General features: G+C 39.8%; 19 protein-coding genes and 2 pseudogenes. 2 read left to right on the top strand and 19 right to left on the bottom strand.

Annotated features, from left to right (window positions below; translation table 11 throughout):
- Positions 1-116: 116 nt before the first annotated feature.
- The 3 genes from PGX00_RS05415 to PGX00_RS05405 all read right to left on the bottom strand — a co-directional run bounded on the left by PGX00_RS05415 (position 117) and on the right by PGX00_RS05405 (position 3,314).
- Positions 117-1,343 carry an ABC transporter substrate-binding protein gene (locus PGX00_RS05415; protein ID WP_272133536.1) on the bottom strand — a complete coding sequence of 409 codons (1,227 nt, stop codon included), beginning with the start codon at positions 1,341-1,343 and terminating at the stop codon, positions 117-119.
- Positions 1,344-1,542: 199 nt separating this feature from the next.
- Positions 1,543-2,394 (bottom strand): carbohydrate ABC transporter permease, encoded by an 852-nt coding sequence (locus PGX00_RS05410; RefSeq protein ID WP_272133534.1) that lies wholly within the window; start codon positions 2,392-2,394, stop codon positions 1,543-1,545.
- Positions 2,394-3,314, bottom strand: a complete 921-nt coding sequence (locus tag PGX00_RS05405; RefSeq protein WP_272133532.1) for a carbohydrate ABC transporter permease — start codon at positions 3,312-3,314, stop codon at positions 2,394-2,396. Before PGX00_RS05405 ends, PGX00_RS05410 begins: the two co-directional genes overlap by 1 nt.
- Before the next feature lie 332 nt (positions 3,315-3,646).
- Here PGX00_RS05405 and PGX00_RS05400 point away from each other — a divergent pair, with 332 nt between their 5' ends.
- Complete coding sequence (locus PGX00_RS05400; RefSeq protein ID WP_272133530.1) at positions 3,647-4,738, top strand: ABC transporter ATP-binding protein; 1,092 nt, start codon at positions 3,647-3,649, stop codon at positions 4,736-4,738.
- A 252-nt stretch (positions 4,739-4,990) separates the two neighbouring features.
- Here PGX00_RS05400 and PGX00_RS05395 read toward each other — a convergent pair whose 3' ends face one another.
- The 16 genes and pseudogenes from PGX00_RS05395 to PGX00_RS05325 form a co-directional block, all read right to left on the bottom strand.
- Positions 4,991-5,605, bottom strand: a complete 615-nt coding sequence (locus PGX00_RS05395) for an OmpA family protein (RefSeq protein WP_272133528.1) — start codon at positions 5,603-5,605, stop codon at positions 4,991-4,993.
- A gap of 85 nt (positions 5,606-5,690) precedes the next feature.
- Positions 5,691-6,938, bottom strand: coding sequence for a vWA domain-containing protein (locus PGX00_RS05390; protein ID WP_272133525.1), 1,248 nt, complete (start codon positions 6,936-6,938; stop codon positions 5,691-5,693).
- 101 nt (positions 6,939-7,039) lie between these two features.
- Positions 7,040-7,546: a tight adherence pilus pseudopilin TadF gene (gene tadF, locus PGX00_RS05385; protein ID WP_272133524.1), complete on the bottom strand. Its 507-nt coding sequence runs from the start codon at positions 7,544-7,546 to the stop codon at positions 7,040-7,042.
- Positions 7,547-7,577: 31 nt separating this feature from the next.
- The gene (locus tag PGX00_RS05380) at positions 7,578-8,075 is read right to left on the bottom strand and encodes a TadE/TadG family type IV pilus assembly protein (protein WP_272133523.1); all 498 of its coding nucleotides are present in this window, start codon (positions 8,073-8,075) and stop codon (positions 7,578-7,580) included.
- Positions 8,068-8,904 carry a tetratricopeptide repeat protein gene (locus PGX00_RS05375; RefSeq protein WP_272133521.1) on the bottom strand — a complete coding sequence of 279 codons (837 nt, stop codon included), beginning with the start codon at positions 8,902-8,904 and terminating at the stop codon, positions 8,068-8,070. Before PGX00_RS05375 ends, PGX00_RS05380 begins: the two co-directional genes overlap by 8 nt.
- On the bottom strand, positions 8,905-9,408 hold the full coding sequence (locus PGX00_RS05370; RefSeq protein ID WP_272133519.1) for a type II secretion system F family protein: 504 nt from the start codon (positions 9,406-9,408) through the stop codon (positions 8,905-8,907).
- Positions 9,387-9,794: a hypothetical protein gene (locus tag PGX00_RS05365; protein ID WP_272133517.1), complete on the bottom strand. Its 408-nt coding sequence runs from the start codon at positions 9,792-9,794 to the stop codon at positions 9,387-9,389. Before PGX00_RS05365 ends, PGX00_RS05370 begins: the two co-directional genes overlap by 22 nt.
- A 1-nt stretch (position 9,795) precedes the next feature.
- A pseudogene (locus PGX00_RS05360) lies at positions 9,796-10,712 on the bottom strand (type II secretion system F family protein).
- Complete coding sequence (locus PGX00_RS05355) at positions 10,712-11,995, bottom strand: CpaF family protein (protein ID WP_272133515.1); 1,284 nt, start codon at positions 11,993-11,995, stop codon at positions 10,712-10,714. The pseudogene PGX00_RS05360 and the gene PGX00_RS05355 overlap by 1 nt, the downstream one beginning before the upstream one ends.
- Positions 11,992-13,227 (bottom strand): AAA family ATPase, encoded by a 1,236-nt coding sequence (locus tag PGX00_RS05350; RefSeq protein WP_272133513.1) that lies wholly within the window; start codon positions 13,225-13,227, stop codon positions 11,992-11,994. The genes PGX00_RS05355 and PGX00_RS05350 overlap by 4 nt, the downstream gene beginning before the upstream one ends.
- A gap of 11 nt (positions 13,228-13,238) precedes the next feature.
- Complete coding sequence (locus PGX00_RS05345) at positions 13,239-13,757, bottom strand: hypothetical protein (RefSeq protein WP_272133512.1); 519 nt, start codon at positions 13,755-13,757, stop codon at positions 13,239-13,241.
- Complete coding sequence (locus PGX00_RS05340) at positions 13,754-15,085, bottom strand: type II and III secretion system protein family protein (RefSeq protein ID WP_272133510.1); 1,332 nt, start codon at positions 15,083-15,085, stop codon at positions 13,754-13,756. The genes PGX00_RS05345 and PGX00_RS05340 overlap by 4 nt, the downstream gene beginning before the upstream one ends.
- Before the next feature lie 16 nt (positions 15,086-15,101).
- A complete protein-coding gene (gene cpaB / locus PGX00_RS05335) occupies positions 15,102-15,881 on the bottom strand; it encodes a Flp pilus assembly protein CpaB (RefSeq protein WP_272133509.1) in 780 nt (259 codons plus the stop codon).
- Between the two features lie 10 nt (positions 15,882-15,891).
- Positions 15,892-16,179, bottom strand: coding sequence for an A24 family peptidase (locus tag PGX00_RS22875; RefSeq protein ID WP_407702334.1), 288 nt, complete (start codon positions 16,177-16,179; stop codon positions 15,892-15,894).
- Positions 16,086-16,325, bottom strand: coding sequence for an A24 family peptidase (locus PGX00_RS05330; protein WP_272133507.1), 240 nt, complete (start codon positions 16,323-16,325; stop codon positions 16,086-16,088). The genes PGX00_RS22875 and PGX00_RS05330 overlap by 94 nt, the downstream gene beginning before the upstream one ends.
- An 83-nt stretch (positions 16,326-16,408) precedes the next feature.
- On the bottom strand, positions 16,409-16,612 hold the full coding sequence (locus tag PGX00_RS05325; RefSeq protein ID WP_272133506.1) for a Flp family type IVb pilin: 204 nt from the start codon (positions 16,610-16,612) through the stop codon (positions 16,409-16,411).
- A 1,002-nt stretch (positions 16,613-17,614) separates the two neighbouring features.
- On the opposite strand from PGX00_RS05325, the pseudogene PGX00_RS05320 reads away from it, so the two are divergent.
- Positions 17,615-19,275 (top strand): annotated as a pseudogene (locus PGX00_RS05320) (AMP-binding protein).
- Positions 19,276-19,369 lie beyond the last annotated feature (94 nt).

The following is a 19,369-nucleotide window of genomic DNA, read 5'->3' as shown; positions in this document are numbered from 1 at the left end:
CAACTTTAGTTATAGAGCAACCTTAATTCATTATTCCAATGGATATATAGCTGAGGGAAAAACCGCAGCTATAGTAGCTGCGGTAGATTCTTTACTTAGTTCATTCTAAATAGAGACTATTTAAATTCTCTTTGACGCACTTTTTCAAGACGCTTAAGAATTGCATCTAGACGCTCAGGTTTAACCATAAACTCTTGGAAACCTTTCATGCCTTCTTTCGCCATTGCTGGAGTAGTATCACGGTCGTAGAACTGTGCAGTACCCGCTGCATCCGCAAGCATTTTCACACCGATGTTCAAGAACTCATTGTCAACCGTTGGCGCTTTGCTGTTCGTAGGGATCTGAAGCATAGTGTCGTTGATAAGTTTTTGAATTTCAGGTTTTGCAACAAACTTAAGGAATTTACGTGCGTCTACTTTGTTCTTCGCTTTAGAAGGAATGTGAACCGTATCCATTGGTGCATCTTCAGCCATTGGTACAGCTGGGTCGATCACAGGGAACTGGAAGAAGCCCATTTTGTCTTTTACTTCTTCAGGGAAGTTAGGCGCAATGAAGTTACCAATTAGGTACATTGCTGCTTGACCATTGTATAGGAATGGTTGTGCTTCCTGCCAAGAATAAGAGGCGTGGTTTTCTAGGTAGTAACCTGGTTCTACTAGCTCTTTCCAGTTTTCAAACGTTTTCTTAACACGTTCATCAGTATAAGGAACTTTACCGTCCATCAATTGAATGTGGAAGTCTAGGCCGTTAGTACGCAAATTGAGGTAATCAAACCAACCTGCAGCAGTCCATAGGTACTTAGTACCGATAGCAAATGGTGCAACTTCGTTTTTCTTAAGTGTTGCAGCCGCCGCTTTCAACTCATCAAATGTTTTTGGCTCAGTGATGCCATACTGTGCAAAGATATCTTTACGGTAGTAAACACCCCATTGGTAGTATGTGTAAGGTACACCGTATTGCTTACCATTCACTGTCATTGCTGGAGCAGCAGATTTAAAATCTTGCATCATGCCTTGCTCTTGCCAAATGTCACTAACGTCTTCAATTAAGCCGCGATCAACAAAAGTTTTCATACGATTACCAGCGTACCAGTAAACTACATCCGGTGGAGAAGTTACTAGCCAGTTACGAATCGTAGTTTTATACGCTTCTTTATCGTAAAGGTTGTATTTGATCGTGATATCAGGGTTTTCAGCTTCAAAAAGCTTGATTATTTCAGCCCAAGCAGCTTTAGGAGCAGGGTCGGCCTGGTCAGAGTTGATGACTAGTTCGCCTGCAAAAGCTGTTGCTGATAGGGTGGCAGTCAGCATTGCAGAGGTAGCAATATGTTTCACATATTTCATTATTGAGGTCCTTTTTATTTAAGCCGTAGCTTAGGGTGGTCCGATGACTAATTATAGTTTTAGCTTATTTCTCAATTTTGTTAAGGGATTGATTTAGATTACGTTACTCAGAACAATCGTTCATTGAACTACATCTCAATCTGGTACTTTAACTAATAATGCTGCCTTGCAAGCAAACCTGCAAAACAGCATTTTTCAGTTACCCTTTGGTAGCACCTAAGGTTAATCCGGCAATAAAGTGGCGTTGCATGGTAAAGAACAATATAACGGGAGGTACGGCCGCTACTACTGCACCAGCAGATACAAATTGCCATGATGCCGTCCACTGTCCTTTCAGAGCACTAAGGCCTGCAGTTACTGGACGAACTTCATCACTTTGTACTAGCACCAATGCCCAGAAGAAATCATTCCAGATAAAGGTAAAGACTAATACTGAAAGTGCTGCTAACGCTGGTCGAACTAATGGTAAAACAACATGCCAGAAGATCTTCCATTCGTTTACACCTTCAACGCGTGCAGCTTCAATGAGGGCGTCGGGTATACCAACAATGAAGTTACGCATAAATAGAGTACAAAAACCTGACTGGAAGGCGATATGGAAGAATATCAGCGCCCAGTGAGTATCGTATATTCCAAAGGCAATGGTTAAATCACGTACAGGAATCATAAGGATCTGGAATGGTACGAAGTTACCGGCGATAAATAGCGCAAAAATCCAGATACTTGCTTTAAATTTATACTTTGCCAACGCAAATCCAGCTAATGTTGAAAGTGCAACGGCACCAGCAACAGCAGGTAACGTAATCAATAAGCTATTGATTAGATACTGCCCCATAGGCGTTTGTGTAAATACTTGAGAATAGTTGGCGATAAACTGGATATCTGTTGGCATACCCCAGTAGTTACCGGTATTTATATCCTCTAGAGAACGTATTGAGGTCATCATTACCGCAGCAAGTGGTAAAAGCCATAGCATTAGAGATATAGGCAGTGCTACTCGATAACTTATATTGACAAAGCGTCCTGATTTTTCTATCGGTTTCGGAAACATTATTTTTCACTCCTCAACATACGCCACAAGAAGTAAGCGATATAGATATCCATGATTAAGAACAGCATTACAGCAACGGAAGCACCGTAACCCATGCGGTAGTTAAAGATTGACTCTTCATACATTAAGTAAGCTAGAACCGTCGAACTGCCCCACGGACCACCGGTTGTCATTACAGCAACAAGGTCAAATGAACGTAGTGCACCGATAACGGTCACAACAATAGCGATGAAGGTAGCCGGTCTCAGTTGAGGGATAACCACATACCAAAGCATCTTAAATCTCTTAGCGCCGTCAAGACGAGCCGCTTCAAGTTGCTCTGGATCTAAGTTATTTAAGCCTGTGAGGTAAAGAATCATACAGTAAGATATTTGCGGCCATAAACCTGCTGCAATAATACCGTAGGTCACTAAATCTTCATCTGCTAGAATCGAAATAGGCTCCATACCAAACCAACCAAAGGCAATATTTAGTAGGCCAAAGTTAGGATCATAGAACCAAGAAAAAACCAGACCCACAACAACTTGTGAGATTACAAATGGGAAGAAGAAAAGTGATTTAACAACACGAATACCTCTCACTTGCTGGTTCAAAAACAGGGCTATCGCCATTCCAATCGGTGGGGCTAACATGAAGAAAATTAACCACAGCACATTGTTCTTTAGCGCGGTATAGAATGCTTCTGAATTGAATAATTCTTGGTAGTTGGATAAACCAACCCAAACTTTCTCACCAAGTCCATCCCATTCGTAGAAACTCAACCATATACTGCTAAGGATCGGGTAAACCACATATATCAAGAAAACTATCAATCCGGGTGCGAGGAACAACCACGGGGATAGCTTCGAACTGATTCGCCTTTTCTTGCTTACCGAAGGCATACGGTTCTCTGGGTAGATCGTTTTCACTGAAGGCTCCATTTGTCCGACACTCCCACTAATTATGTCGTGCATTTGCCATGTTCGATTGCTCAGTTAAAAACCTTCGAATGGGGACTCATAGCTATTAAGCACGACCGCTTACCAATTTATAATAGATCTAAGGACGGAATTTTGCACAACCAAGATGTCGTTTTGTAAACGTTTCCACAAAAATAGCTTAAATTCGTGTGAGAAATATGACTAAGATCAACTATTCAAATTTCATTACTAACAAATTCTGCCAAAACGAGTATGTTTTATACAAACGAAAGTACGAATTGCAAAATTCATGCAAATAGAAATTCAGCCGAGCTGTAGCAAAGGAGTCAGTAATGGCAGACATTACGCTAAAAAAAGTCATTAAACGTTTTGGTGACGTGCAAACAATCCATGGTATCGACTTAGAAATAGAAAATGGTGAGTTTGTTGTATTTGTTGGACCATCAGGTTGCGGTAAGTCAACCCTACTACGCCTAATAGCAGGATTAGAAGAGATTACTGAAGGTGAAATCAACATTGACAACGTTCTAGTCAATGATGTTGACCCGGCTGAACGTGGCGTCGCAATGGTATTCCAATCATACGCACTTTATCCGCATATGACCGTTGAAGATAACATGGGCTTCGGTCTTAAAATGAACGGTGTACCAAAAGAGCAAATTGAAAAACAAGTAGACATTGCAGCTAAAACTCTTCAACTTGACCATCTCCGCAAGCGTAAACCAAAAGAGCTATCTGGTGGTCAGCGTCAACGTGTTGCTATTGGCCGTGCTATTGTTCGCGATCCGAAAGTATTCCTATTTGATGAACCACTTTCTAACCTTGATGCTGAACTGCGCGTAGAAATGCGCTTACAAATAGCTAAACTGCACCAAGAGCTTGAAAATACGATGGTCTACGTAACGCATGACCAAGTAGAAGCGATGACCCTAGCAGACAAAATAGTGGTGTTACGCGACGGCCGAATTGAACAAGTTGGTTCCCCACTCGATCTATACCACCGCCCTGGTAATCTATTTGTTGCAGGTTTCATTGGCTCTCCTAAAATGAACTTTGTGCCAACGACGGTAACCGAAGTAACGGCTGACAACATTACGTTGAAAGCAAAAGATGACTCTGTTTTTGTAGTCCCATTCAACAAAAAACAACTTTCTGTTGGCGATGAAATTACCTTTGGTATTCGCCCAGAGCACCTACTTATCAATGAAGAAGCAGACATCAAAATAATGTTCCAAAGTGAAGTGGTAGAGCGCCTTGGTAACAGTACTTATATGTTTGGCCAGTCATCGGGTACAGACGGATTTAAAGTTCATCTACCTGGCGACCAAGAAGTGAAGAGCTTCCAACAAATTGCTTTAAGCTGCGCAGCATCCGATGTTCACCTATTTGATGCAGACGAAAACTGTATTACAAGTAGCTTATAAGCAACCAATATAGAAAATTTCTCTACGTTTTTGGCGAACCTTTGGGTTCGCCTTTTTTGTTTCTAAACTGGTTGTTTTCTCTCTTAATATGCACGCTGTATATACTTTTAAAAAGATTTGGTCATTAAATGACTGAGCAGCATGAATACAGATGCCAATTCTCGATAAGAGACTTTACAGAGCTAATTATCCTGTATTTTTTTATAAAAAAACGCAGCTATCTAAGCTGCGTTTTCATACTTTAATCCGTATTTAGTTTATTGGAGACTCATCAACAATATCTACGCGACGGTTTTTAGCTCGTCCATCTGACGTACTATTACTGGCAATAGGTTCACCTTCCCCTTTTGAAACCATAAGGAAGTTATCCCCATCAGCACCACGGCTAAGCAAATAATTTTGTGCGGCTTCTGAACGCTTTAACCCAAGAGCAAAGTTATAATCTTTTGAGCCTGTATTATCGGTATGTCCTTCTACGATAAGTTCTGATGGATTTTTCTCAACCACATTGGCTACAACACCTAGTATATATTTTGATTCATCCGTAAGATTAAACTTATCAAAATCAAAGTAAACGCGAGCCATTACATTACCTTGCTCGTAACCTTGCAGGCGACTGTGTGTCATCAGGTATTCTGCGCAGTCTGGGTCGATGCCGATACCAATCAATTCGTTAGAAATCATATCTAATGTCACTTGAAAATCACTTTTTGATTCAACCAAGTAGAATGAGCCACTATTAAGATTAACCTGCCGACTTTGACCTATTGAAATCGTTTGCTCTGTATTAACATCTGATTTAGAACAAAAATACTTAATCTCCTGATTCATCTGCTCGCTCGCATGTAAAACACTCGTGAATAGCATTCCTGCTGCCATAACTAGACAAGCTACGATGGTACTTTTCTTTTTTATACATATGCACTTCCATTTTTTGTCCAATTAATCCTAGTTATTTTAAATGTCCAATTTCTTCACTAATTAACTCTAAAATTTTATTTAATATATCGTCAGTATTTTCAGCTTTAAATACGTTTGCACTACCAGCGCATGTCTGAAGCGCCGTATTATTATTGACTTCATAATCAAAACCAATAACTGCAATTTTAGACGTTACATCATCGCCGGCGGAGGTTATTTTTGTATCGAGCGTATTTCGGATAGTAGAACACATACCTGCGTTCACTAAACTTGTAGTTGTAGACGAGCTATTATCATTACCATCGGATAGCAATATTATTAATCTACGTGGATTATCGCCTTTTGCTACGATCTGAGCACCTCGAATCAAACCTTGGTAGGACGCGGTACCTGAGTCAGGATAGAAGGCTGAGATCGTATTATTAAAACTGGTGAAATCGGAGGTTAAGTCAACATCATAAAAATAGGCATCATCTCCGTCACTATTATAATCTTTATCTAAAACTATTCGTTTCTTTGTTGAATTACATGCTTTTTCAACAAATATGTTATTAACCGCTTTACTCCAATCATTCCCATAAAGTTGATTATATTCACACATTTCAATGACGGTTGTACCTCTGTAAATCCAACGTCTATTATTACCAAAATAAATATATTGACTCGATGATAGCTCTATAGATGAATGAAATTTCCGGGACAAACTGTTAAAGCCAACATAGCCCACCGTATTGTCATCCATATTAACTAAGCCGTTAAACTTAGCTAGCTCTACCGTTACTTTGTCAATCACGTCCACTAGATCCAAATATTTTTTCTTTGTTCCTCCTCCCCACGTGTTATCCATAGACCCAGAAAAGTCGGAGACAAAAACAATATCCACCGCATGATTTTGATACTTACGAGATTTACCATTCGAATTAACATCGTAATTATTTACATTAGTATATTCTGTACCAAATACCACGTCGTGATTCGTTGTTGCGGTTACTTGATACTCAAAGAATCGAGGTTCACCATTTTCGATTCCCGTTACACACTCTGGAATATCTTCACAATTCAACTTGGCAATTTTTACCGACGAAATATTCTTCAAATCCTTATGCATATATTCTGAAATATAGGCTTTGGCTAATGTTTGATTAAAATTACTACCAATTCCAAATTTGCCATCATCCACACCATCATCGTTGTCATCATTCGGATCATTAGCCGCTGCTACCGCAAGGCTTGCAGCTTCCAAAGCGTCGTTAAGGCGCGCACCATTTTGCATCATCAAGGCGGCATCGGTGCCTATGGTAAAAAACCCAACATAGGTACCAATACCAATATAAACATCAACGCAGCAGCACCTTTCTGTCTTCGTATTGGGCGCATATTTTACCTACCTAATATAACGGAACTAGAGGTTACCCGAGTAAATCCGCTCCCTAAAGCAAAACCAATTAACCAGTTTTCTGTTTCATAACACAGCGTCACTCGATATAAGGTACTTTTTCGCCCCCAACTAGTGGTAACGGCGAGATTACTTTCAATTTGAGATAAATTCTCAGAAACACTACAGGTGATTCCACCCGTTGAATTCCACGTAACCAAAGCGTTCGTTACTCCACTTGTAGAATAAGTCTGCTCTTCATACAACATACCGAAATCAGCTTGACTGTAATTGGTATAAGTTCTCTTGAGAGATTTTGCCATCACATCATAAATATCATTAAGTTGTTGATTCGACATCTTATAGTCTTCGCTATACAGCTGTGTACGCTCCTTTGCCACACTGGCGGCAGAAAAAGACAAGCGGTCTAATTTACCTTTCATCGATATTTTTGCTACTAGGTCTCCTGCAAACATTAGCATCATCACAAAAGCCATAGAAACAATAGACATTTCTATGGCAAAGGTTCCCCGCTGCTTAGATCTAAATCTGGAACTTATCTCTTTCATACTCTTGTATTACAATTATCTCGCGACTAAATATGGTTTTGGTATCGAAAAAAACCGTGAAAATACTATCGAATTCATAATCGACATAATAGATTGCTATTGCACTATCCGATTCAGTACCACATGTTGTTACACTGCCGCTAGAAGCTGGTAAACAGGTATTTTCTATTCCATATAAATCATCCAAACTTTTAGCGTATTGCACACTCGCCCGTATCTTAGAAGTATCAACAAATTTACTCCAAACACTATCACTAGCCGTAAGTGTCGCCTTAAACGTGTCGATATAGTTCGTCGTTTCTTTTTTCGACGTTCTCGCAGCTTCAGATATAGCTAAATCACCCATAGCGGAAATATATCCCATATAGCTAATTTCCATCCATGCCGCCATCATGAGCAAAAAAGCGCCAAAGCCGATAGAAAACTCTATCGCGACGACACCAGTCTGCTTATTTTTGGTTTTTCTAATCATACTCCTCTCCTTTCACCACTTTGATCCGTTTTTTTGTTAAGGGATCTAAATCCGTGGTAAGGCTTTCAGTAGTGGCTAGACGAGCAAGGTGACTGTTCGCTTCTCTAAGTGCGATAAAAATGGCCTGTATCTGTTGTTCCTTGTATCCTTGTTTCTTCAGTATAGTTTCTACTTGCTTGTACTGCCCTTTTTTCGTTAAGGCAAAGATGAGATTTGATTGAATTTTCCTATCCGCGTTCCCGGCAACATAAATAGGGTCCAAACGCTTAATCACCGCGTCATAATTGCCATGAATAAGGTCTAAAACCGCGAGATTATTGCTGATAGTGATATCGTCATGGTAATGGCGTCTAGCTAATAGAAAATATTCCCTAGCTTTGTCAAATTCACCTTTCTCCGCAAGAATCAATCCCATCAAGTTTTCTGCTTCTGGGTATTTATCACGTTGTGACAAAGCGGTTTGGCAGTTGGCATAGGCCTTATCAACTAAGCCCTCTTCTAGGTAAACCTTGGCTCTTAAAAACACCACTTTAGCCACATTGTCATCCGTTACATCTATCGTTCCAAGATGAAACGAAGCAAGTTCCGTATTCCCATTTTGAATATAAGCATCTATCAGTTTTATCTTTATCTCACTGCTCTCTTCTCGCGCCAATTCATTCTTATAAAACTCAACCAAACGCTCTTGATTGCCGGCACTGATGATCATCTTCTCTCGAGATTCAAACGTCGCTTGCTCTGCCAACTCTTCTTTTGAAAGATTACCGTTGGCTGCACACCCACTAAGTAAAACAACAAAAATAAGCCATTTAAAAGGTAAATTACGCAATTACATCATCCTCATTACGCCAGGTGCTGCGGTGAGTATTACTATCGGGAACATGATGAAAACAATCAGTGGGATAGACATTTTAGCAGATAGCTTGCCAATCTTTTCTTCGAGGCCGAGTATCTGTATTTCCCTGATATCCATGGCCAGCCGAGTCAATGTCTCATATATAGATGACCCATATCTAAGGCTTTGACTTAATGTCATAACAAAACTCCGAAATTCAGGAGTTGGTACTCGAATATAAAGCTCTTCTATTGCCTGCTCTAACCCCACCATATGGGCTCTTTCATTGGTACGCTTAAGCATGTGCGCCATATCCACGTCAAACCCTATCATCTCTTGAGCTAAATAAGTCATGGATGACTCAATAGTCATGCCGGTTTGAACACATACGCCCATCATATCGAGAAGGTAAGGTAATTGACTGGATAGCTTTCTTTTTATGCCATTAGCGCGAAAGGCTAAATAGGCATCAGGCACTATGATGATGAAAACCCCCACATGAGAGCCCAGACGAGATACTGTTGCAATTCCAACTCTAAATGCATTCCAAGCGTTACGGCTAGTGCAACACCTACAACTAATAACAAGTATTTGAGAGGAACAAATAGATAAGCAAATTTTGTATTATATATGCCTGACGCGATAAATTTGTCGGCAATTTCATTGTCTGATGCCGCGACAAGTTTAGATATTTTTTTGCCGATTGACTCTAGATTTTGCTTCCTTTTCTCTTTGTTGTGCTCGTGTTCGGACAAACCGAACTTACTAAGCTGGTTTTTCCTTCTTATCTGTTCATACAAAACATAGGCAACGGTAGCCACCCCCACCACTAAAAACCAAAGGGATAGTACAGTATAAATTTGTTTGCTCTCTAAAAGTTCCATCTTATCTCACACTTCGAAGCAGCATAGATATAATAATCATACCGATAGTTTCACTAATCAGGACATAGTACAAAATGGGTTTTCCCTCTTCACTGAACATAATAAACTCATAATTTAAAGGGCTGATATACTGCATTAACAACAGAAATAGAAAAGGAATAGCTGCGACAATTTTGGCTGACGCACGCGCTTCTGCGGTAAGCGCGAATTTCTTTTTATCGATTGCTCGGGCATCGAACATAAGTCGATTTAACCGAGTGATGACATCTTTAAGTTGTCCCCCACGATGCATATTCGCTCGAAGGGTAATAACAAAAAAGTAGAACGAAGGATAAGGAAAGCGTTTACAAGATTTTCTAAACACATCGTCGGGGGCTTCCCCCATCTGTAGGCGATCTCCCATCACTTTAAACTCGGCACCCACATCACCATCTAGGTTTTTACCCACATACATGATGGCGTGCATAATACTCTCCCCAGAAGAAACCGCACTGGCTAATATATTCAACGCATCAGGAAAAGCTTCTTCAAACTGCGTTCTTTCTCTTTTTGTAACCATAAATAACCCACTATCAATCCTGCAATAACGGTCAATACTTCGACATAGATGAGGTTGACACGTAAAAACCGCTGATTAATCTCATTGCCCGCAATGAGTAATAGAACAACAAGCACCATTATTTTAATAACAGCAAAAGCACCAATCTGTTTTTTTAGATTACTAAACCTATCCTGCAGAGACTGCCAAAAAGTTCTATCCGATAAGGTATTAAAGTCCACCGCTTCGTCATCACCACTGAGTGAATAAACATGAACGGTTTTGTTGTACTCTTCCAAATAATTATGTTTTTTTCTGTCCGCTGCTACCGAAAAAATGATAAGTACAACGCCCAAAATAACTAAAAAAAGATACAGCACTATCGCCTCCTATTACTCTGAAACAGGACGTCTAACTGTTCATCTAGACCAAAGAAGCGCGCTTTTTCCACTAAGACAGAGCGTTTCATCAAGCCTGCCGTAACAAAATTCCCTTGTACTTTTTCTGCATTAATGTCTCCGTGCCCTGGTCTAAACTGAAAAATCTCTTCCATAACGACACTAGAGCCTTCTAAGCCCACCACCTCAGTAATACTCATCACTTTCCGGCTACCATCATGTAGACGACTAATTTGAATAATAAGATCAACTGCGCTGACTATCGTTCTTCTTATTGCTTCTAAAGGTAGGTTTGCAGTTGCCATCATCACCATTGATTCGACACGAGCTAGCGCATCTCGTGGTGTGTTGGCGTGTAGTGTAGACATTGAACCATCATGTCCGGTATTCATTGCTTGCAACATTTCAAATGCTTCGCTACCGCGACACTCACCAACGATAATTCTATCTGGCCGCATACGCAGTGCGTTGATGACAAGATCGCGTTGATGGATAGCACCGGTATTCTCAATACCAGCAGTGCGTGTTTCTAGCCGAACAACGTGTGGTTGCTGTAGTTTTAATTCTGCGGCATCCTCTATGGTAACAATCCGTTCTTTTTCTGAGATAAATTGAGACAAGGCATTCAGCATGGTGGTCTTTCCTGAACCAGTACCACCAGAAATCAAAATATTAAGTCTGCACCTTGCTGCAATCATCAAGATTTGAGCCATTTCAGGGCTCATTGCTCCAAAACCAACCAATTGAGAAAAATCGATCGCTTGCTTTTTAAACTTACGAATGGAAATAGAAGTGCCATCCAACGCGATAGGAGGAATTACAATATTTACGCGACTACCGTCAGCTAACCTTGCATCACACAAAGGTGAAGAATCATCGACACGTCGTCCAACCCTACCCGCTATACGTTTCGCTATTTCCAAAACTTGAGCTTCATCGACAAAATTAACAGCGACTTTCTCGACAAGCCCTCCTCTTTCAATAAACACATGCTCATGTCCATTGATCATAATATCCGTGATAGAATCGTCTTCCATCAAAGGCTGCAGCGGTCCAAGACCATGCAACTCATCAACTAAACTTTTTACAAACTCATTGCGTAGTACTAAAGGGACTTGGAGGGCATCTTTTTCAACAAGCATGTCAACCGCTTTTGACAACTGCTGAGCTAGTTGGTCGTCCGTCAACCGATTTATTGCTTCTGGATCTAGAGCGTCATAAATCTGTCTTCGTATGTTTACATAAATCTCTTTAGTTTCACTCATCCGTTATTTCCTACGAAAAAACAATGAAAAACCCTTTTTTCATCTTCACCCACAATGAGTGCAACTAGTTTACGCAACGCTTTTTCTGTCTTACCACCTATTTTCGAAATTCTTTTACGCTCTAATATGTATGAATCTAACCGTTTAACAAAAGGTATGACTACGTCAACGTCGGTTCGAAGAAATTTTTCTACCTCTTGTAATGTTACCGTTGCCGATGACGTTGGAACACAATAATTAAGAACGATAAACATACGCATATTGCTTTCTTGGTTTTCATCTTCTAACTGTTGTTTGATTCTTGCTGCATCCCTTAAAGAAGAGACCGTTGGCTCTAATACAAGAATGACACTATCCGAAAGCTCAACAACTTCCTCTTTATTGAAATTTTGCCTAGCAATAGAAGAAAGGTCATCGATAATAAAGTTACTGTCTGCTGCAATGTGCTCTACAACCGTTTTTGTATATTCTTTTATCTCTGAGTTAGAGAGCGATGTAGATGTAAGTGAAAGGACTGATAGTAACTTATTATACTTAACCAGCATGCCTTGAGCGGAGGTATTGTCTAATGTGGTCGCAAACGCACCCGGCCTAATTTGACGTTTTTCAAATTTTTCCATCCCGAGCATTATGTCGACATTCCCCCCTTGATAATCATTATCAACCAGTACACACGAGGACTTCTTATCATCAGACAGTAGATGGGCAATTTCTGTACATATTAACGTTGTGCCAACCCCTCCTTTTGAGCCGATCACGCTTATCTGCTTCGCTTTACGTTTTTTACCCAAGCCCTTATTTCTATTTCTGTTCTCATGCACACTCAGAACAAACTCTATCAGTTCATGCTTGGTAATAGGCCAAAACAGATAGTAAAAACCCATCCCCTTTAAATTTCGTATTGTGGAAATAGCGTCTTCACTGCCAATAACAATTACCGAGGCATCATTTGGAAGAAGATGGCTTATCCTCTCCGCATCCTGACTAATATTTCTACTTTCATTTAATTCAACGATAACAATTTCGATACTTTCGTTTCTAACATGCTCTTTAATATTTTCATCGTTATTTTGAACAATTGCAGGAGTGACTAACCCTTCAAAACGATACGCTTCTTTTACCAAAACTTGACATTTATTAGTCTGATAAAAGAGCACCGATGTTATTTCATTTTTCGGACTATCGTCTCCGCTTACGCTGTCTTTCTTAAGAATATCAACTAAATCAAACATTCTTACTCATCCTATTTATTGATATTGTCTGTGAGCATTTTTTCTGGATTGACCATTGACTGCCACCGTGCACTTTCCGCGTAACAACCACCTACAGAGTTGTCAAAAGTACCACTTTTCTCGTAACCACAAACTTCTGAAAACACCTTATTGACAATAATTTCAAATTTCAGATCTTTGGTCATGTCTTCCTGAAGAATCCCTTGAGATAGGGTTATTTGATTTCTGTTTATCCCTTTGGAAAGCAGGTGCTTTTGATAGTCCTCAGCTAGTTTTTTACCTGTATCTGAATACCAAGTAAACGTCAGCTGTTGGCTCACTATCTTTTCCCAGTTATTTTCAACATATTGATCAAGCTCTCGCCATGCTGCGTCGTTTTTCTCTTTCTTCACACTAAGATCGAGTGAATAAGTGATGGGTACTACTTGTAATTGAACCCCATTTCGTTCAGCGATTTTATCGACACAGGCACTCAGGACTAACGCAGAAAAAATAATAGTCAAAGGTTTGATGTGTTTTAGTGGCTTCATTGTTTGAACCCTCCAGCCGCGAGTATCTCGTTAGCCCATTTTTCATCTGCTTTTTTATAACTCCCTTCTATACCAAAAAAGCGATGCAAATTGGAGGTTTTCTCCATTGTAGGTATTTGAACCTGAGAGGCATGAATTGGTTGAACTAGGTTGACGGTCGCGATAATGAGTAGCTCAGTTTTCGTCCGAGTTGTTTCAGTGTGACGGAAGAGTGCACCAAGAATAGGTATGTCCCCAATATAGGGGATACGTCTGAGTGATTCGGTATCTTCAGAATTAAGTAACCCTGCCAGTACAAAGCTTTGACCATCGCCAAGCTCTACTGTCGTTCTTGCCCGGCGAGTTCTAAGCGCTGGTACATTATAAGTATCATCGCTGTAGAAAACTTCGTCTAAAGCGCTGACTTCTGGCATAAGAGAGAGCTTAATTTTATCGTCTCTTAATACTTTAGCCATGAGTTCAAGTCTAACACCATACTCCTTGTACTCTACGCTCGTTGCACCATCAACATAAGTGACAACCGGCAGTTCACCACCGGCTAAAAAGCTAGCGGTTTCACCGGATATTACTGACAAATTTGGCTCTGCCAGTATCTGCCCTACGTTATCATCACCAATAGCGGTAATGACCGAGATAATGTCGTCTGCACTAAAATTGGTTAGATAATCAACAAATACACCAGCAGATTGTCCACTGCTGCCAAGTTGAATACCAAACTCTTCCATAAACGAGTGAGAGACCTCAGCAATGGATAACTTAACGTTCACCTGTTTTGTTATTGCCACTTCGATATTATTAACCAAGCCTGGGAAACGGTATTTTCGCATGAAGTCCATTTCGTACTGGTTATCACCTAAATCCCACTCTACTGTTGTAATCTCCGCATCTTTGGCCAGCAACTCGCCAACAAGATTATAAATATCTTCTTTCTCTTGATCGCTGGATACTAGGCCACTTAACACTGCCTGATCACCCAGGTTATATATATTCACGTCGACGTCAGGGTAGCGAAGTTGTATCTGCTGCTGTACATGTACCATGCTTTTATTGACAACAAGTATTCTGGAAACCAGCGTTTTTCCATCTTCATCAAATATAATCAGCGATGCGTTGCCAATTTTTTTACCAAAGAAAACCACTTTGGTTTTGTCTATTACCTGATAGTCAGCAACTTCGGGATTTGAAATAAACACTGATCCGATTTCGTCATTAACCGTAACGGTTTGCGCATCCCCTTCAGACAAATTAACAATACGTGCGCCAAAGACAGAAAAACTAAAAAGACATGCGACACATACTAACCACTGGCACAACCTACGACTATCCATACCACTATACCTTTCATTATTTTATATGTACGTCACCAGCACGAAACTCTTTAATCGCTTGATAGCTGGGTAAGATATCGCCTGAATTGGCTTGGAGTAACTCTGCTTGCTCCGCACCCACTGACTTATGATATTCTAACTGTGATATTTTTTTTGCTATAACCAACTTAGCTAACTGTTTGCGTGTCAGTTCTAACACCAGACTGACTTGCGTATCATCATTGAGCACACTTTGTTCTACTTTTAATACTTTGACCGCAATAAGAATAGGCGATAGGAAGACAGTTTGAATGGGTTGGACTTTGTCGCTTGACGCTAAGTTCTGGTTAATAGAGGAGAGAGCGACAACATCAATTAGGCTACCGTGAGTGATAACACCGCCGATGATCGTGTCTGAATCAACCTTAACACCGTAAGGCACCATATTATCTTTTATTATTAAATCGATATAACCATCTTGCTCAGGTCGCACAAGATCGAGTTGAGTCACCCAAACGTCTGCACTCATATCTTTTGAGGCGATAGCGCCACGTACAAACTCGATTTCGACATCATCAACAATGCCGTTTTGATTTGCTTCAGATTCTGGTACTCGCTCAACATAAAACTGCTCTCGAGTGACCATATCTCCTTGCTTGATATCTTGCTTGGTTTTCCAGATAGTGATCATATTGACGTCTTCAATAGCCTCGACCACTGTCTGCTCTACATCTTGGTTTATTAAACTGCCTGATAAACCATAGAGCCCGGCACCAATAGCGATAAGTGCTACAGGTATCAATATTTTAAAATTCATTTTTATCCCCCTAAGGGATTGAAGCTATTACCCCTAACCAACAACCTATCGAAATTGGCACACCATATGGGACATGCTTATAAGTGTTTCTCGTCGTTAACCGTGAAAGAACCCACATAACAATTGCCAAGATACCACCGAAACAAGCTATCAATAATAAAACAGAAGCTAGGTGGTTTAGCTGAATCATTGGAACAATTGCAGCTAATAACTTAGCATCTCCGGCCCCCAAATACCAATCTGCCATAGCAGAAAACCAAATATAAAAACCGGAATAACAACAAGTAATTGCGTCCAATAACCAAGCAGTCCGCAGTACAGCATCGAATTTACAAATAGCAAACCCGACGCTGTATTCGAGATTTTTCTAGAACGGATATCACTTAGCGCCACATAGACAAGAATCACCGTTGCAATTGTGACAATCACATTGATTACAGTCACAGCAACAATCCTTACTTCTCTACTCTATCGATTACAAAAAACAGAACCGAAAAAGAAATAAATTCGATTTACGTCGCTGGTGCTTAATCAAATATAGCTGCTACATCACCAAGTAACCCATCTATTACATCGAATAGAGGTCCTTCCGTCCCTGAACCAAATACAACAGCAACAACCGTGGCTACCGCAACTGCTACTACCGCATATTCAATCGCAGTTACACCACGCTCATCATTTTTAAACTCTGTTAACAAGCTTTGTACTTTTACATAAGTTGAAAGAAACATAATAGACTCCACATCATATCTAATCATTATTACATTGCTTTAATCACCAAAATCAAAGCATGCATTTAGGTTGTAAATAATTGTCCGTTGGGGATGTGAACATTTAGCTAGCAAAAAGATCCCCTAAAACAACTTTGAGAATATCACACCGTTTAAGAATGACATCCTGTAAAACCGTAATATCGCTTTATTTAGGCGATTATTGGTCATACAATATACCTAGCTTTCAGATCATTAAATTGAGCTAATTAATAAATAAAATTCAAATGAGAAATATATTTATTTACCTATTATTAAACAAGATAACCTATCCAAAAAAATTAAACTAATTGAAAAATATGACTTTTTATTAACTGATAATGAATCAAACCCCAAATAACAATATCACTCAATAATGTTGCTACCTTTTTTGTAGATTTCAAAATAAGTCCTAACAATCAATCAATTAGGTTTAAATTATAAATTCGAATGCACAACCTAGCATAGTTTTTCTTTATATAAAGTACCCCTACTATTTGTAGAGCTTATAGTCTCAGAAACTAGACACATTTCTAGCTTATTTCGTGATCTTGTTCACAAACGAAAAATATTTATTCATTCTCATTATTGAGACGGTTTTTTTCTTACTTTCCTGAACTAAGATCACTTTACTACCTTGGTATTTTAAACGTAGCTTACCTGCAGGACTTGTCAATCAACAAATATCAAATATATTGTTGTGTACTCTCTTATTTTATTTAAACATCAAATATGGAATCAACCCCACAATATTATGGTAGACCATACTATTGACACATACATTATTAAGGTTAAGGGTTTTTAGTGTTCTAACTTCAATATCTACGACTATAGTGCTATTCAAACGCTAGTTTAAAAACTATCATTATGTTATCGATATGTTACAATTAAGTAGCAAAATGATAACAATGAGAACGTGAAAATATGAGCCTAACAACACATGCAGCTGTAGATTCTTCTATAGACCATAGCCGAGCAAAAGACATGCCTGTCTGCTCTTTGCCACCGCCAAATGAGTTAATACTTAAGTGGGCAGACTCTAGACCAGACGAGATATACCTTAAGCAAATTATTAACCGACAGTTTGTTACCTATACCTATTCTCAGGTTGCCCAGATGGCACTTAAGCTTGTTACCGCACTCAGAGAACAAGGGCTGCAACCAGGTGATAAAGTGGCTTTGATATCTAAAAACTGTGCGGAATGGTTTATAACTGACCTAGCAATAATGATGGGCGACTTTGTAAGTGTTCCAATTTTCCCTACCGCCGGAGCAGATACCATTGACTACTGTATCAATCACAGTGAAAGCAAAGCTGCTTTCATCGGTAAGTTAGATAACCCTACCGCCGTGGAATCAGTTATCAATGGTAGACCTGAGCTTTTAACGATATCTTTACCTTATGAAAATACACCAAAATGCAACCTCGATTTTGGTAGCTTAATAGACCAACATTTGCCGAGTGAAGAACGCCCTAAACATTATGATGATAAACTTATGTCACTTGTTTATACCTCTGGCACATCGGGTACGCCTAAGGGAGCGATGCTTACCTACGGCGCGTTCAGTTGGTCTGCTCAACGTTTAGTTGACCATCTCAGTATTAACAAAACCGATCGCGCATTCTCTTACTTGCCACTAGCGCATATCACTGAACGCGTCTATATCTTTGGAGCATCAATAGCAGGTGGTGTTCAAGTTGCCTTTCCCGAGTCATTGGATACATTTATCGAGGATGTAAAGATGCAAAGGCCGACTCTCTTTATTTCAGTGCCTCGTTTATGGGCTCTCTTCCAACAGCGTATTCAAGATAAAATGCCTCAGAAGAAGCTAAATTTCTTACTGAAAATCCCATTTGTGAATTCAATCGTCAAAAAGAAAATTATCGAGGGCCTTGGATTAGATCAGGGACGTGTTTTAGGCTGTGGTTCTGCTCCTGTATCTCCTGCACTTCTTCAGTGGTATCACAGTGTAGGCATTAATATCACTGAGGCATGGGGTATGACGGAATCTTTCGCATACAGTACGCTTAACTACCCATTCAGAGCTGATAAAATTGGTACGGTGGGTAATGGCGGCCCAGGCATTGAACTGAAGATAGCTTCCGACGAAGAAATTATGGTCAGGAGCAAAGGGATTTTTTCTGGCTACTATAAAAATGACCAAGCAACAGAATCTTCGTTTGATAGTGATGGCTGGCTACATACTGGAGACATAGGTTCTATCGACAGCGAGGGTTACCTTTCTATTCAAGGAAGGAAGAAAGATACCTTTAAAACAGCGAAAGGTAAGTTTGTCGCGCCTGTCCCTATAGAGAAAAAACTATACGAATATAGCCGAGTAGAAATGATGTGCTTGGTTGGTTTAGGCATGCCAGCGCCTATTCTCCTAGCCGTACCTCATCAGTTCCCCAACTTTGACAAAGAACGATACCAAAGGCGTGCAGAACGGGTCATTAAGCGAATGAACCAAGACTTAGAATCGCACGAGAAAATTAAAGGGGTATTGATGATTAAAGACCCTTGGAGTATAGAGAATGGTATTCTTACTCCAACGTTAAAGATAAAACGTCATGTGTTAGAAAAAAATACCATGATGTAGGAGTAAACTGGCCAAAAGATAAGGTCGTTATTTGGGAAGATTAAGGCTATAAACTTTGCTCTTTATTATTCATGACCTTATATTGCAAGATATGAGGTCTTTTTTCTCACTCTAATAACCCTATTCATCGCTACTGAA

This window comes from Vibrio algarum (assembly GCF_028204155.1).
Classification (GTDB): domain Bacteria; phylum Pseudomonadota; class Gammaproteobacteria; order Enterobacterales; family Vibrionaceae; genus Vibrio; species Vibrio algarum.
This window is presented reverse-complemented; position numbering and strand designations above follow the sequence as displayed.

Excerpts from the sequence above, each read along its gene's own strand:
- cpaB (WP_272133509.1), bottom strand. The coding sequence starts at position 15,881 with ATGAATTTTAAAATATTGATACCTGTAGCACTTATCGCTATTGGTGCC.
- PGX00_RS05400 (WP_272133530.1), top strand. The coding sequence starts at position 3,647 with ATGGCAGACATTACGCTAAAAAAAGTCATTAAACGTTTTGGTGACGTG.
- PGX00_RS05395 (WP_272133528.1), bottom strand. The coding sequence starts at position 5,605 with ATGCTATTCACGAGTGTTTTACATGCGAGCGAGCAGATGAATCAGGAG.
- PGX00_RS05410 (WP_272133534.1), bottom strand. The coding sequence starts at position 2,394 with ATGTTTCCGAAACCGATAGAAAAATCAGGACGCTTTGTCAATATAAGT.
- PGX00_RS05355 (WP_272133515.1), bottom strand. The coding sequence starts at position 11,995 with ATGAGTGAAACTAAAGAGATTTATGTAAACATACGAAGACAGATTTAT.
- PGX00_RS05380 (WP_272133523.1), bottom strand. The coding sequence starts at position 8,075 with ATGATTAGAAAAACCAAAAATAAGCAGACTGGTGTCGTCGCGATAGAG.
- PGX00_RS05350 (WP_272133513.1), bottom strand. The coding sequence starts at position 13,227 with ATGTTTGATTTAGTTGATATTCTTAAGAAAGACAGCGTAAGCGGAGAC.
- tadF (WP_272133524.1), bottom strand. The coding sequence starts at position 7,546 with ATGTCTATTGTTTCTATGGCTTTTGTGATGATGCTAATGTTTGCAGGA.
- PGX00_RS05325 (WP_272133506.1), bottom strand. The coding sequence starts at position 16,612 with ATGTTTCTTTCAACTTATGTAAAAGTACAAAGCTTGTTAACAGAGTTT.
- PGX00_RS05415 (WP_272133536.1), bottom strand. The coding sequence starts at position 1,343 with ATGAAATATGTGAAACATATTGCTACCTCTGCAATGCTGACTGCCACC.
- PGX00_RS05365 (WP_272133517.1), bottom strand. The coding sequence starts at position 9,794 with ATGGAACTTTTAGAGAGCAAACAAATTTATACTGTACTATCCCTTTGG.
- PGX00_RS05405 (WP_272133532.1), bottom strand. The coding sequence starts at position 3,314 with ATGGAGCCTTCAGTGAAAACGATCTACCCAGAGAACCGTATGCCTTCG.
- PGX00_RS05340 (WP_272133510.1), bottom strand. The coding sequence starts at position 15,085 with ATGGATAGTCGTAGGTTGTGCCAGTGGTTAGTATGTGTCGCATGTCTT.
- PGX00_RS05345 (WP_272133512.1), bottom strand. The coding sequence starts at position 13,757 with ATGAAGCCACTAAAACACATCAAACCTTTGACTATTATTTTTTCTGCG.